This is a genomic window from Dactylosporangium maewongense (assembly GCF_039531485.1).
GTDB classification, from domain to species: domain Bacteria; phylum Actinomycetota; class Actinomycetes; order Mycobacteriales; family Micromonosporaceae; genus Dactylosporangium; species Dactylosporangium maewongense.
In genome coordinates this window covers 42564-56591 of the sequence record NZ_BAAAQD010000042.1, presented here as the reverse complement: position 1 = coordinate 56591, position 14028 = coordinate 42564, and the positions used below count along the sequence as shown (strand labels likewise).

Here is a 14028-nt window from a genome sequence, read left to right as displayed (position 1 = left end):
GGGCCCAGACCGTGCCGATCCTCGTCGGACACCGCGGCGCCCCCCTGCGTCGCACCGAGAACACGATCCCGTCGCTGCTGCTCGCGGCGGAGCTGGGCGCCGACGCGGTCGAGTTCGACGTCCGCGCCAGCGCCGACGGCCACCCGATCCTGCTGCACGACCGCACGCTCCAGCGGTTCTGGAACGACCCGCGCATGCCCGGGGAGGCGAGCCTCGCCGAGATCCAGGCGCTGCGCACCGAGGTGACCGGCGAGCGGATTCCGACGCTCGCCGAGGTCGCCGAGGTGGTTGCGCTGCGACTCGTCGTGGACAACAAGAACCCGGACCTGGTGCCGGCGGTGGCCGCCGAACTGCGCGCCGCCGGTGCGCTGGAGCGGTCGTGGTTCATCGGCCAGCCCGAGGTGCTCACCGTCGTGCGCGCGCACCAGCCGGAGGCCGAGATCGTGCTGTCGTGGGTCGGCCCGGACCTGCCGCCGGACACACTGCTGGACGCGGTCCGGCCGCAGGCGCTCAACCTGCGCTGGGACAGCCTGACCGAGGAGTCCGTCGAGCGGGCTGCCGCGCGGGGGCTGCGCATGTGGACCTACTGCGTCGACGACGCGCAAGCGGCGGCCCGGGCCCTCGCCTGGGGCATCGCCGCGGTCATCTCCAACGACCTGCCCGCGGTCACGCCGGTCCTCGCCGGAGCGAGCGCCTGATGGCCGCACCGGACAGTGAGCTCAAGACGCTGCACGAGTTCGCGGTGGAGCTCGCCCGCGCCGCGATGCGGACGATCGCCGGGAGCAGCCCGCAACCAGCGACCGCCGGGACCAAGGCCGACGCCGCCGACTGGGTGACGCCGTACGACCGCGAGGTCGAACGGCTCACCCGCGACGAGATCGCCCGCAGGTTCCCGGACCACCGGGTCGTGGGGGAGGAGTACGGCGGCGGTGCCGGCGACGGATTCACGTGGTACGTGGACCCGATCGACGGCACCACCAACTTCGTCCACGGGCTGCCATGGTCGTCGTTCAGCCTGGCCGGCTTCGACGAGACCGGCGTGGCCGTCGGTGTGGTCGCCGACCCGGCACGCGGCGAGATACTCAGCGCCGTCCGCGGTGGCGGCGCCTTCGCCGACGGTCTTCCCGTCAGCTGCCGCCCGGTGAGCTCGCTCGCCGGCGAGGTGCTGCTGACCGAGTGGTCGAAGAACCGGCCGTGGCCCGGCATGTTCGCCGTGCTCACCGAGGTGTCGGACCGGTTCGCCGCCACCCGCATCATGGGCTCGTGTGCGCTGGCCCTGGCCAGTGTCGGGGCCGGGCGCGCCGCCGGAGCGCTCATCCCCGGCCGGTACGACCTCTGGGACGTCGCGGCCGGAGCACTGATCGCCAAGGAAGGCGGCGCGCTCGTCCACGGAAGGGACGGTGTGAGCGGCGGGGTGCCCGAGGACGGCATCCTCGCCGCCGCGCCGGGCGTCGCCGACGAGGTCTGGCAGCTGTGGCGGGCGGCCGCATGACGGCCGTCGGCACCACCACGACCGGCCCGGCATCCGCCGCGGTGGCCCCGGAGCCCGGTCTGCAACCCCGGCGCCGGCCCCACTACCGGCCGGCCGAGATCGCCGTGGCCGCGGCGTTCCTCGTGCCGTCCACCATCGTCTTCGTCCTGTTCGTGTTCTACCCGCTCGTGCGCACCGTCTGGCTGAGCGTGCACGGCAGCGACATCTTCGGCAACGCCACTGACTTCGTCGGGCTGGACCGCTACGCGGACTTCTTCGGCGATCCCAAGCTGCGCAACGTCCTGCTCGTCACGGTGCTGTTCGCGGTGTGCACGGTGCTGCCCACCCTCGTGCTGGGGCTCGGGCTGGCGCTGGCGTTGCAGTCCAAGGTCAGGGGCATCGGCTTCTTCCGGACGCTGATGGCCACGCCGTTCGCGTTCTCCGCCGCGTCGGCCGCGGTCGTGTTCGACGTCTTCTACAGCCCGAGCATCGGCGTCTTCAACGGCCTGCTCAGCGAGTTCGGCGTGTCCGGCATCGACTGGCTCACCGACCCGGACACGGCGCTGCCCAGCCTCGCCGCGGTCAGCGTCTGGCGCGACCTCGGCTATGCGGTCCTGGTCTTCTCGGCCGGCCTGCAGGCGATCCCCGAGGAGTACCTGGAGGCCGCCCGCCTCGACGGCGCCGGTCGCTGGCGGGTGCTGACCGGGATCGTCCTGCCGCTGCTCACCCCGACGATCTTCTTCATGCTCGTGGTGTCGACGATCGCCTCGCTGCAGACCTTCGGCGAGATCAACATCCTCACCGGCGGTGGTCCCGACGGCGCCACCACCACCCTGGTCTACGGGCTGTACAAGTCGGCGTTCGCGTTCGGTGCGTCGGACTACGGCCTCGCCTCGGTGCAGGGTGTCGTCCTGCTGCTCCTCGTCACCGCGATCACCGCGATCCAGTTCAGGGTCCTGCAGCGGAAGGTGTTCTACTCATGAGCCGGTTGCGCAACGCCGGCACGATCGCCGGACTGGTCGTCCTCGTCGCCGTGGTGATCTTCCCGCTGTACTACGCGGTCGCCGGATCATTGATGAGCCGCGACGACCTGACCCGCTTCCCGCCCGCGCTGCTGCCGACCAGCCTTCATGTGAGCAGTTTCGGCGCCGTGCTGGACGCGGTGCCGCTGGCCCGCCAGTACGGCAACAGCATCCTGGTGTCCCTCGTCGTCGTTCTCGGCGTCCTGCTCACTTCGGTGCTGTCCGGCTACGTGTTCGCGTTCCTGCACTTCCCGCTGAAGCGGCTCGCGTTCGGCATGTTCCTCGCCACGATGATGGTGCCGGCCGAGTCGATGATCATCCCGAACTACCTCACGATGGCGGACTGGGGCCTGGTCAACACGTTCCCGGCACTGTTCCTGCCGTTCCTCGCGGCGGGCTTCGGGACCTTCCTCATGCGGCAGTTCTTCCTGAGCTTCCCGAAGGAGGTGTACGAGGCGGCGAAGGTCGAGGGCTGCGGACACCTCCGGTTCCTCTGGCAGATCCTCGTCCCGCTGTCCCGGCCGGCGATCGGCACCCTGGCCATCCACTCCTTCATCAGCAGCTACAACCACTACTTCTGGCCACTGCTGGTCACGAGCACACCGAAGATGCAGACGCTGCAGATCGGCCTCGCCCAGCTCAACTCGGTCGAAGAGCGGGCGCCCGACGTCATCTTCGCCGGCGTCGTGCTCGCCATCATCCCGATGCTGGTGATGATCTACATGTTCCAGCGGCACATCGTGCGGGGCCTGACAGCGGGGGCGGTCCGATGATTACGACCCGGGGGAAGACGGCACCGACCCTCGTGCCGGGCGAGGTCGCCGGCACGGGCAGCCACGGCCTGTACCACCGGCTGCGGCAGGTGCCGGGCGAGGCCCACACCCTGCGCACCGACTTCGTGCCCGGGCCGGCCCCGTCCGGCGGCAGCACCGTGATCGCCACCCTCGCCCACCTGACCGATCTGCACGTCGTCGATCCCGGGTCGCCGGCCCGCCTGGACTTCGCCATGCGGACCGGCGCCGGCGCCGCCGGCTGGGCCGGGCTCGTCGACTGGGTGTTCCGGCCGCAGGAGGCGCTCGCCCCGCACGCCGCCGCGGCGATGATCCGCACGCTCGCCGCGCTCGACCTCGATGCGTGCGTGGTGACCGGCGACAACATCGACAACGCGCAGGCCAACGAGCTCGCCGCCTACCTCGCGCTGCTCGACGGCGGCACCGTCGAGGTCAGCCCGTTCGGCTACCACGGGCCCCAACGGCTGGACTGGGACGACTCCTGGTACTGGCGGCCCGACCAGGGCGACGACCGGTACAAACGCCTGTGGGGGTTCCCGACCCACCCCGGCCTGCTGGAGGCCGCCACCGCACCGTTCACCGCCGCAGGCCTCGGCCACCCGTGGCTCGCCTGCCTCGGCAACCACGACCTGCTGATCGGCGGCACCACCGCGGCCCGGCCGGACCTCGCGGCGATCGCCACCGGGCCGCGCAAGCCGGTCGGCCTGCCGGACGGACCGGATCTGCCCGATGCCCTGGGCACGTTCCTGACCGATCCGGCCGCGCTCTTCGCCGGGCCGTCCCGGCCGGTGCCGGCACTGGCCGGCCGGGCCTTCATCACCCCGGCCGACTTCGTGCGCGCCCACCGGCACCCGGGCGCGCGCCCGGCAGGGCACGGGTTCACGGCGGCCAACCACCGCGACGGCACCGCCCACTACGCCTACGACCCCGTGCCCGGCGTGCGGATCGTCGTACTCAACACCGACAACCCGCACGGGCACTGGGACGGCAGCATCGACCGGGCCCAGCTCGACTGGCTCGCCGGGCAGCTCGCCGCCGACGGTCCGGACGACCCGCTCATCGTGCTCGCCTCGCACCACGCGACGAGCTCGCTGCGCAACGGCTACGGCGTCTGCCCCGACCACCCGGGCGAGCGCGCCTACGCCGGCGAGATCCTCCGCCTGGCGCTCGGCTGCCGCAACGTGGTGCTCTGGCTCAACGGCCACCACCACGCCAACCGGGTCGTCGCGCACCACCGCGGCGACGGCGGCGGCCTGTTCGAGGTGACCACCGCGGCGAGCGCCGACTGGCCGGTGCAGGCGCGGGTCCTGCAGATCGCCCGCGAGCGGTCCGGCGGACTCTGCATCACCAGCACACTCGTCGACCACGACGCGCCCGTGGTGCCGGCCGCCGGGCAGGACACCACCGACCGGCTCGCCGCGCTGCACCGCGAGCTGGCCTACAACGACGCCGTCCGCGCCGGTCGCACCGGTGCGGCCGGCGGCGCGCCGGACCGCAACGTCCGGCTCCGTCTCCCCGCACCACCACGCTGAAGGGAGCACCGCCTTGCGCCGACCGTTTCTGGCGCTCGTGCTGGTGATCGGCATGGTTCTCGGCACGGCCTCGCAAGCCGCCGCCGCGACTGTGACCGTCACCAGCGGCTCGATCAAGGTTCTGTTCCTCCGCCCGAACCTCGACCCAGTTCCCGATGCCGACTACGCCACCCCCGACCCGAACAAGAACGGACCCCAGTTCACGCAGTACCAGACCACCGGCCTGCGAGACGAGATCGACACCCTGGTCCAGGCCAGCGTCGCCGGATCGACCCTCTACGCGTCGCTGTACACCTTCACCGACCAGGCCATCACCGACCACCTGCTGGCCGCGCACGCCCGCGGGGTGAAGGTGCGCCTGCTCATCGAGGCGTGCACCGACGGCGACCCGGCGGTGTGCAACCAGTCCGCCCAGGTCGACTCGCTGGTCTCCGGCCTGCCGGCGTGGTCGTCCAGCGCGACCGGCTCATGGGCCAAACGCTGCTTCGCCTCCTGCGCGGGCGGTGGCACCGGCATCAACCACAACAAGTTCTGGGTGTTCAGCGCCCTGTCGGACGGGCGCACCGACGTCACCCTCATCGGGTCGAACAACCCCACCAACCCGCAGCAGCAGATGTACCAGAACCTCGTCGAGGTCTCCGGCAACGCCGCGCTCGCCACGGCCTACCGCGACTACGTGAACCGCAAGCTCGCCGTGACCGGCAGCAGCAAGGTCTACGAGACCGGCCACGTCGACGCCGGGCCGTTCCGGCTCTGGTACTCGCCACGCAACTCCCCGAGCACCGCCGAGGACACCACGATCACCAACTCGTTCAACCCGCAGAGCACCCGCCACGACATCTTCGCCGCCGCGATCGACGACGTGCAGTGCTCCACGACGAGCACGGACGACGTGATCCGGCTCGCGATGTGGGGGTTCCGCGACGCCCGGCCCGAGGTCATCGACGCGCTGGGTGACAAGGCCGACGCCGGCTGCACCGTCGAGGTCGCCACCGGCGAGCACCAGGACATGATCGACGACCTGGCCGCACGCGGCATCGGTGTCTACTCGATGAACCCGGGCGGCTGCCGGCAGTCGTTCTTCGCGGTGGGCTCGGCCGTCAACGCCGAGTGCTCCGACGGCAGCATCCACTCCAAGTACCTGGTGGTGCAGGGGGTTTCCCGCAAGGACAACCAGACGCATCGGTACGTGTACACCGGCTCGCAGAACCTCACCAACGGCGCGCTGAAGAAGAACGACGAGACGTTCATGCGGATCGACGACACGACCGTCTACAACGGTTTCGTCGCCGACTTCGCCGCCATCAAGGAAGCGGCGGTGAAGATCGCGCCGTCGCGGTACCCGAACGCCACCTTCGCCACGGCGAACCAGGTCGCCACCGGCGACCAGTTCGAGCCGGCGGTCGCCTCGTACCGCGACGCGAACGGGCGCCACGTCAGCGTGGTCGCGTTCAGTTCCGGCTCGCTGACCGGCACCGGCAACGAGATCCGGCTGGGTCGCTTCGTCGACGGGGTGCGCCAGTCCGACGTCGTCGTGCGCACCGGCGGCAGCACGAACTGGAACTACCGCACACCCGACGTGGGTCTTGCCGCCAACGGCGACGCGGTGCTCGTGTGGGCCGACGACAGCAACGGCAACGGCGGCTACGAGATCCGGTCCCGGCGCGTCCACCCGGACGGGACGATGACCTCGATCGTCAACGTCAACACGCAGGCCGCCGGCGACCAGAGCGAACCGTCGATCGCCGTGCTGTCCGACGGCCAGTTCGGCGTCGCCTGGCAGGACACGACCACGGCCGGGGTGAGCTCGATCCGGTACGCCTCGTTCAGCGCCGCCGACGTGCGGCTGTCACCAGTGAGCGGCGGATACGACGTGCCGGTGCAGGCGGTGGCGGGTGGGACCTACCGCAAGCCCGACCTCGCGATCAACGACTCCGGCACCGCCGCGGTTGCCTGGGAGGACGACGAGGACGGCAACGGCGGGTACAGCATCCGGGGGAAGACGGGCACGCTCGCCGGATCGTTCGGCACCGTCGTCGCCGTCCACACCGGCACACTGTCCGACGGCCAGCAACTCGAGCCCTCGGTCGCGATCGGCGCGTCCGGGATCTGGTACGTCGCCTGGACCGACGAGCACACCGGCCGGACCGGCTACGACGGCAACCCGCAATCGCTGATCTACGTGCGCGGCTTCACCGGCACGACCGCCGCGTTCGCCGCCCGCACCGTCAGCGGGCCGATCTACCGGTGGACGGCCAGCACGGCCGGCGTGTACAGCGTGACGGCCCAGACGGCGTACCAGTCCGACCGGGTAGGCCGCCAGTCGCGTCCGGACGTCGCCGTGGACGGCGCCGGCAACGCCGTGGTGACGTGGCACGAGACCGGGCAGGCGACCGGACTCACCAGTGCCAGCAGCGGCACCGAGGTCTGGGCCCGCGGCATCGGCTCGACGGGCGGGACGAGCAACCTGTTCCCGGAGCACCGGCTGAGCGTCTTCACCGCCAACCGCCAGGACACCCCGGCGATCGGGGCCGACCAGGACGGCTACCTGACGGTCGTCTACGTCGACGATTGGGACGGCAACGGCGGCACCCAGCTGATGATCCGTTACGGCCTGCGCAACTGCGCGCAGACCTGCTGACAACGGTGCTGGTGGGGAGGGCGGCGCCGCCCTCCCCACCAGCCGCCGCGCTCGGGCACAGCTGCCGGACCAGACGCCGGCGTGCTACACAGACGGGTCGGCCGGCGGCTGGTAGATGTCAGGTTCGACGAAGATCAGGGTGGCGATCGGCAGGACGGCGCGGATGCGGGCCTCGGCGCTGTTGATGGCGTCGCTGACCTCCTCCGAAAGCCGCCCGGGCGGGACGGCGACCTTGACCGCGACGAGGAGCTCGTCCGGGCCGAGGTGCATGGTCCGCATGTTGATCACCCGGTCGAACTGGGGTTCGGCGATCAGCGCTTCGCGGATCTTGCGGATGTTGGCCTTGGAGGCGGACTCGCCGACGAGGAGGCTCTTGGTCTCCATGGCGAGGATGACGGCGATCACGACGAGCAGCGCGCCGATGACGAACGTGCCGATGCCGTCGAAGACCGGGTTGCCGGTCAGCACGGTCAGCCCGACGCCGAGCAGGGCGACGACGAGACCGGTGACGGCGCCGGCGTCCTCGAGCAGGATCGTCGGCAGCTCGGGGGCTTTGGCGTGGCGGATGAACTGCCACCAGGTCTTCGACCCGCGGACCGCGTTCGCCGCCTTCGCCGCCGTGTACAGCGCGTAACTCTCGAGCCCGATCGCGATGACCAGCACGACGACCGCGACCAGCGGGGTGGTCAGCTCGTGCGGGTGGACGATCTTCTGGTACCCCTCGTACAGCGCGAACAGCCCGCCGAGGGTGAACAGGACGATCGAGACGATGAACGCGTAGATGTAGCGTTCCCGGGCGTAGCCGAACGGGTGTGCCTCGTCGGCCTCACGCCGGGAGCGGCGGCCGCCGACGAGCAGCAGCGCCTGGTTGGTGGTGTCGGCGAGGGAGTGCACCGCCTCGGCGAGCATCGACGAGGAGCCCGTGATGAACGCGGCGACACCCTTGCTGACCGCGATCCCGAGGTTCGCCGCGAGCGCGGTCACCACCGCCTTGGTACTGCCGCCGTCCGCTGCCACCGCGCTGAACTCCTCTATGTCTGCCTGGGGGTCTGCCTGGGGGTCTGCCTGGGGCTCCGCCGGACGCCGCCAAGGTCGACCGACAGTCTGGCATGCCCCCGCCGATCGGCGACACGGACAACGTCACAGGGTCGACGCCGGCGCCGGCACGGCAGCCCCCGCCGGTGGCGACCGCGGAGAGCGTCATGCGTCGCCTGTCGCGGCCCGCATCTCGGCGAGCCTGCGACGAACGGCGTCCACCAACGGGCTGTTGACGCCGAGCACCTGCTCGGCGAGCGGGAGCAGCTGCTCATCCATCGCGATCGCCTCGCCGACGCGACCCACCCGCCAGTAGGCGACGGCGAGGTTGTAGCGGGCGATCAGCGCGCCGGGGTGGTCGTCGCCGAACTGCCGGCGGCGGCCGGGAAGAACCTGCTCCCAGACCGCGACCGCTTCCTCGATCCGCTCGGCGTCCCAGTATGCGGTGGCCAGGTTGGAGAGGGTGGTCAGGACATCGGGGTGGTCGTCGCCGAGCAGCCGGCGGCGGCCGGCGAGCACCTGTTCGAGCGCCGCGACCGCGTCCTCGATCCGCTCGGCGTCCCAGCGGGCGACGGCCAGGTTGGAGAGGGTGGTCAGCACATCGGGGTGGTCGTCGCCGAACAGCCGGCGACGGCCGGCGAGCACCTGCTCCCACGCCGCGACCGCGTCCCCGGTCCGCTCGGCGGCCCAGTAGGCGATGGCCAGGTTGTGGCGCGTGGTCAGCACCTCGGGGTGGTCGTCGCCGAACACCCGGACATAGCCGATGAGCAGCTGTTCGAAGGCCGCGGCCGCCGTGGCGGCGTGACCCTGCAACCGCCGGTAGTTGGCCGCGCCGCTGGCGATGCGCAGCGCGCCGACGTTGGTGTGGACGGCAGGCAGGTGGCTCAGCACCGCGTCGAGGTGCGGCAGCAACGCGTCCCACCGTTGCCAGCTGTCCACGGTGTCGATCGGCTCGGCCGGCAACGCCGCGGTCAGCACCCGCACCGCCTCGTCCAGGGCGCCGTCCGGCGTCTCGGCGCGGATGACGGCCTGGACCAGCCGGTGCACGCGGACCGTGCCCGCATTCCAGGTGACCATCTTGTACGACGTCAGCAGCGTCAACGCCTCGTCCAGGTCGGCCGGGTGCTCGGACAGCGCCATCAGCACGTCCTCGGGCACCGCGTCGGGCGCCATCCAGGCCAGCACGCGCATCACGCGTTCCGCGAGCACCGACCGGCTCCGGACCGCGTTCAAGGTCAGGTGCAACGGTGCGGCGGCGGCCTGGTCCGCAGCGTTGTCGTACGCGTCCAGAGCGAGCTGGCCGCGCAGCAGCGACCAGTACTGTTCGACGGTCAGGCCGTCGTGCTGCCTGATGTACGCGCCCGCCTGCTCCAACGCCAGCGGAAGGTCACCCAGCTGCGCGGCCAGCCGGTCCGCACCGGCGGTTGCCGGCAGTCCCGTCAGCGCGACCAGCAGCTCGACGCTGGCGGGACGATCCAGCACCCCCAGCGACAGCGGTGCCAGGCCCAGCGAGGCCCACCGGGCCAGTCCCGGGTCGCGGCGGGTCGTCACCACCACATGGCCCCGGCCGGCCACGTCGCCCAACAGCTCGGCGACGTCCTCCACGTCCTCGACGTCGTCCAGGACCAGCAGCCAGTCGCTGTTCGACCGCAACCAGCCGACCGCCAACGCCTGCGCATCGGCAAGTGTGCCGGCCGGACCCAGCCGCCGGGCGAAAGTGGCCAGCCCGAGCCGCACGTTGTCTGCAGTGCCCGCGCTGACCCAGCACACCTGCCGGTAGCGGCCCGCGTGCTCCAGCGCGTAGCGCAGTGCCAGTTCGGTCTTGCCGATGCCGCCGAACCCAAACACCGACGCCTGGCCCACCACCACCCCGACGGCGGCGGGCAGCCGCTGGGAGAGCTGCGTCAGGTCACGGCCGACGAACACCTCCGAGGCCGGTGGCAGGTCCCTGAGCCCGCCGGAGCGAGCTGTGTCGCGGCCCGCCCGGCGGCGACACAGGCAGATCCGCAGCTGCGGCAGGCTCCGCCGCAGCTGTGCGACGGTCCGCGACAGGCCGTACGCCTGCCGTGTCTCGTCGAGGACCAGCAGCACCGGGGTTCGCGTGAGGCCTGCGGCGTCGATGATCGTGGCGAGGTCGTCGCTCCAGCCGCGAGCCTCCTCGTCCGTGATCCCGCCCGGCGACGCCAGCCGCCGCTCCCAGTCCAGCAGGATCGGTGCGCAGCGATCTGCCGCCCGCGGGCGCTGCGCGAGGATCTGCCTCGCCGTTTCCAGCAGCACCGGCGGCAGCGTGGGCGGACGGACGTCCGGACGGCTCAGGTCGAGGTACGCGATGGGCAGGCCGGCCCGGGCACGGTCGAGCAGGAAGCGGGCGGCGGCCACCGAACCACCACCACCGTCAAGGACGGCGAGGGTCGACCCGGGTGTGGGGTGGACCAGGTCGCGGAGCACACGAAGGTGCTCGCCGTCGTCAGGTTGCCGGCCCGCGGCGAGCGCTTCGACGGGTTGCAGCAGCAGGAGCCACTCCAGCCGGGCCGCGAGCGAGCCCGGGTCCGGCAGGTCGTCGAACCCCGCGGGTCCGAGCCAATCGCAGACGGTCCGGACGCAGACGAGCGCCGCGAGGTCCAGCTCGTCGATTGCGGGTCGACGGCCGGTGAGGTACAGCTCCAGGAAGACCTGGATCGGTTCGGCCGGGCGCTGCGGGTTGACGGCCAGGGCGTCGAGGATCCGCCCTTCCTGCCGGAGCCGGCGCAGCACCTGAACGCGCACGTCTGTGCCCAGGGTCCACCGCCGCTGCAACGCGGCGTCGACCGTCACGTCCGAGTCCAGCAGCAGCAGGTCAAGGTCGCCGGGCGGGCCCGGGACAGGGGTGATGGCCGGTGGTGAGTACCAGGCGAGGACCGCGGCCGCCTCGTGCAGCCCGCCGTACCCCGTCGTCGCCACCCCCTCGGTCATGCGCGCACCGACGGCCCGGCGGCATCCGCGAGCGCCCGGCTCGCCCGATCACCGAGCACCCGCAGGTAGTCGTGCTGCTCCGGGTGCAGATCCGCGAGGACACGGGCGGCGGCGTCGGCGAGGAGCTGCTCGGTCCACGGCACGCCGAGCTGCTCGTAGGCATCGCGGAAGAACTGCGCGACCTCGTCGGCACCGATCTGCTCCAGGGTCTCGATCGACGCGTGCTGCCCCACGGCGACGAGGGAGTCGTCGAAGCCGAGGAGCACCAGCCGGAACCCGGTCAAGAACCGGTCGACGCGCCGCGCCAGCTCCTTCACGAGATCGATGGTGGCCTGCATGGCGACGACGTGGTTGAAGCCGTCGATGACGATCCACGGGTTGCGCTCGTCGCGCATGGCATGCGACTCGAACTCGTCACAGAAGAGCAGCACCCACTCCGGCCACGGCGTGCCGACGGGGGCGGTGGCCAGCTCGGCCGGATACCCGAGCATCCGCACGATGCGCTGGGCGACGTCGTGGGGTGTCACAATCCGGTCGCGGCCGAGCAGCCGCGGGATCGCCTCAAGATCTACGTGGGCGATCCGGAACGCCGGGCGCACCATGTGAAGGTACGCGATGAGCTGCGTCGTATGGGACTTCCCGGTCCGTCGCGGGCCACCGACCACGAGAATCCGCCGGCCGGTGGGCTGGCAGAGCTCCCGGAGCGCCGCCCGCAGCCGGGACCGGTCGATCAGCACGTGACCGCCGCTGAGCCGGCACGCCGCGAAGTGGTCGGCGAGCGCGACCGGTGGGGCCGGCGACACCCGGTCGAGGGTTTCGCGCAGCAGGTCGTCGCTCGGAACGAGCGCCGAAGCGGTGCTCAGCAGCTCGATCAGCCAGCCGTCGGCGAACGCCGCCTTCACCACCGCCAGGACGTTGCCGCGGTAGTCGTTGCCCTTGACCTCCAGCTCGTCGAGCGTGCGGTCGCACGACATGACCAGCTCTTCCAGTCGCTGCCGGTCTGCGAAGGCCACCAGTAGGCCGTCGCGCACGGCAAGGAGTTCGCGTGGTTGGAGGTTCGGCCGGGCGAAGGTCATCGCCGCCGGACCCGCTGCTTCGGCATAGGAGGCCAGCCTAGGTCAACCGCTCGACCGGGCTCAATCACGCGACCGCGCAGCATTGCCTGGCCCATCGGGTCGGGAAAGCTGGCGGCGCGGCCCGTGCGGTGTGCCTTCGTGGTATCACTGTGCTGGCTCTGGCATACGCCACGGAACATCCAGACAGACAGGCCATTCGCTGATGCCCCCAAGCCGGTTGACCGGTCCGGAGATGATCGAGCTCCGGAATCTGCTCGCCGACGCGTTTCCGCGTTCGCGGTTCCGGGAGCTGCTGCTCGGCAGGCTGGACCGGCGGTTCGACGACTTCGTCGGGGCCGAGGTGGGGTACCGTGCGGCACTGCTGGACATCGTCCAGGATGCCAACGCCCAACTGTGGTGGCGTGACCTGCTCACCGCGGCCCGGCAGGCACTGCCGACGGACTCGGACCTGCTGGCGTTCGCGGCGCGGTTCGAGCTGGCGCCGCAGACCGGCACCGGCGGCGCGTCGCTGGAGCTCAGGATCCGCCAGTCCAACTCGATGTACGACCTGGCCACGTGGCTGGCCCGGCTCGGCGAGATCGAGGGTCAGGTGTGCCGCGTCGAGGTGTCCCGTCCCGGCGGGCTTGGCACCGGCACCGGATTCCTCGTGGGGCCCGACGTCGTCCTGACCAACTCTCACGTCGTGAAAGCCGTGGTCGACGGCGTCGTGGCACCGGCCGCGGTCCGGCTGCGGTTCGACTACCGGTATCTCGCCGACGGCGTCACGCCCGCGCCCGGGACCGTGCACCGGCTCGCCGCGGACTGGCTGATCGACCACAGCCCGCACAGCCGGCACGACGGAGAGGTCCCGCCAACAGGTGAACCGTCCGCCGACGAGCTCGACTACGCCCTCCTGCGGCTGGCCGGCCGCGCCGGCGAGGAGCCGGTCGGCGGGCCCACCAACGACGGCGAGTGGACGCCGCGGGGCTGGCTGAAGATGCCGGTCGCCGACCACGACTTCACGAAGGTCCGCGCCCTGTACATCGTGCAGCACGCCGACGGGGCACCGCTGCAGGTGGCGATCGACTCCGAGGCGGTCCTCGGCGTGAACAGCTCCGGCACGAGGGTCCGGTACGCGACGAACACCGAGCCGGGGTCGTCCGGCTCGCCGTGCTTCGGGCCGGACTGGCAGTGGGTCGCGGTCCATCACGCCGGCGACCCCCGTTACCCCGCCTTCGGGGTCGCCGGGTACAACCAGGGCATCCCCGTGGCCGCGATCCGCGCCGCCACCCGCAAGCGCGGCACCGACACGGCGTTCGGGCCATGACGGTGCCGCGCTCAGCTGCGTCGGCTCGTCCTCGGATGGGCCGCGGACATGGCCTCCGGTGGCGTCGCCGGGCCGGAGGTGGCGCTACTTCGGAGTAACCTGGTGAGAGGGTCACCATGCCTTTCGTGAGCGCGTCACCGCGCGATTCGGGCTACCTCACCGACCGCTGGCGTTCAGCGCGTGATGGGATGCGGATGAGGGC

Annotated in this window: 10 protein-coding genes; 7 read left to right on the top strand and 3 right to left on the bottom strand. The window is 71.5% G+C overall.

The annotated features are described in order from the left end of the window. Window positions 1–11 precede the first annotated feature (11 nt). Genes ABD332_RS54190 through ABD332_RS54165 form a run of 6 tightly spaced genes read left to right on the top strand, consistent with a single transcriptional unit; the run spans window position 12 to window position 7457 of the window. Window positions 12–698, top strand: coding sequence for a glycerophosphodiester phosphodiesterase (locus ABD332_RS54190; RefSeq protein ID WP_344513966.1), 687 nt, complete (start codon window positions 12–14; stop codon window positions 696–698). Beyond that, entirely contained in the window at window positions 698–1492 is a 795-nt protein-coding gene (locus tag ABD332_RS54185; RefSeq protein ID WP_344513965.1) for an inositol monophosphatase family protein, read from the top strand. The genes ABD332_RS54190 and ABD332_RS54185 overlap by 1 nt, the downstream gene beginning before the upstream one ends. Then, window positions 1489–2454 (top strand): carbohydrate ABC transporter permease, encoded by a 966-nt coding sequence (locus ABD332_RS54180; RefSeq protein WP_344513963.1) that lies wholly within the window; start codon window positions 1489–1491, stop codon window positions 2452–2454. Before ABD332_RS54185 ends, ABD332_RS54180 begins: the two co-directional genes overlap by 4 nt. Then, window positions 2451–3266, top strand: coding sequence for a carbohydrate ABC transporter permease (locus ABD332_RS54175; protein ID WP_344513962.1), 816 nt, complete (start codon window positions 2451–2453; stop codon window positions 3264–3266). Before ABD332_RS54180 ends, ABD332_RS54175 begins: the two co-directional genes overlap by 4 nt. Next, window positions 3263–4816 (top strand): metallophosphoesterase family protein, encoded by a 1554-nt coding sequence (locus tag ABD332_RS54170; protein WP_344513960.1) that lies wholly within the window; start codon window positions 3263–3265, stop codon window positions 4814–4816. Before ABD332_RS54175 ends, ABD332_RS54170 begins: the two co-directional genes overlap by 4 nt. Window positions 4817–4829: 13 nt before the next feature. After that, complete coding sequence (locus tag ABD332_RS54165; RefSeq protein WP_344513959.1) at window positions 4830–7457, top strand: phospholipase D-like domain-containing protein; 2628 nt, start codon at window positions 4830–4832, stop codon at window positions 7455–7457. Window positions 7458–7541: 84 nt separating this feature from the next. Here the strand turns inward: ABD332_RS54165 and ABD332_RS54160 are convergent, their stop codons facing one another. The 3 genes from ABD332_RS54160 to ABD332_RS54150 form a co-directional block, all read right to left on the bottom strand. Then, window positions 7542–8474, bottom strand: coding sequence for a cation diffusion facilitator family transporter (locus tag ABD332_RS54160; RefSeq protein WP_344513957.1), 933 nt, complete (start codon window positions 8472–8474; stop codon window positions 7542–7544). A gap of 183 nt (window positions 8475–8657) precedes the next feature. Further along, window positions 8658–11444 carry a tetratricopeptide repeat protein gene (locus ABD332_RS54155; RefSeq protein ID WP_344513955.1) on the bottom strand — a complete coding sequence of 929 codons (2787 nt, stop codon included), beginning with the start codon at window positions 11442–11444 and terminating at the stop codon, window positions 8658–8660. After that, window positions 11441–12520, bottom strand: a complete 1080-nt coding sequence (locus ABD332_RS54150) for an effector-associated domain EAD1-containing protein (protein ID WP_344513953.1) — start codon at window positions 12518–12520, stop codon at window positions 11441–11443. The genes ABD332_RS54155 and ABD332_RS54150 overlap by 4 nt, the downstream gene beginning before the upstream one ends. Window positions 12521–12722: 202 nt before the next feature. Between ABD332_RS54150 and ABD332_RS54145 the strand changes: the two genes are divergently transcribed. Then, complete coding sequence (locus ABD332_RS54145) at window positions 12723–13826, top strand: trypsin-like peptidase domain-containing protein (RefSeq protein ID WP_344513951.1); 1104 nt, start codon at window positions 12723–12725, stop codon at window positions 13824–13826. The last annotated feature ends 202 nt before the right edge of the window (window positions 13827–14028 follow it).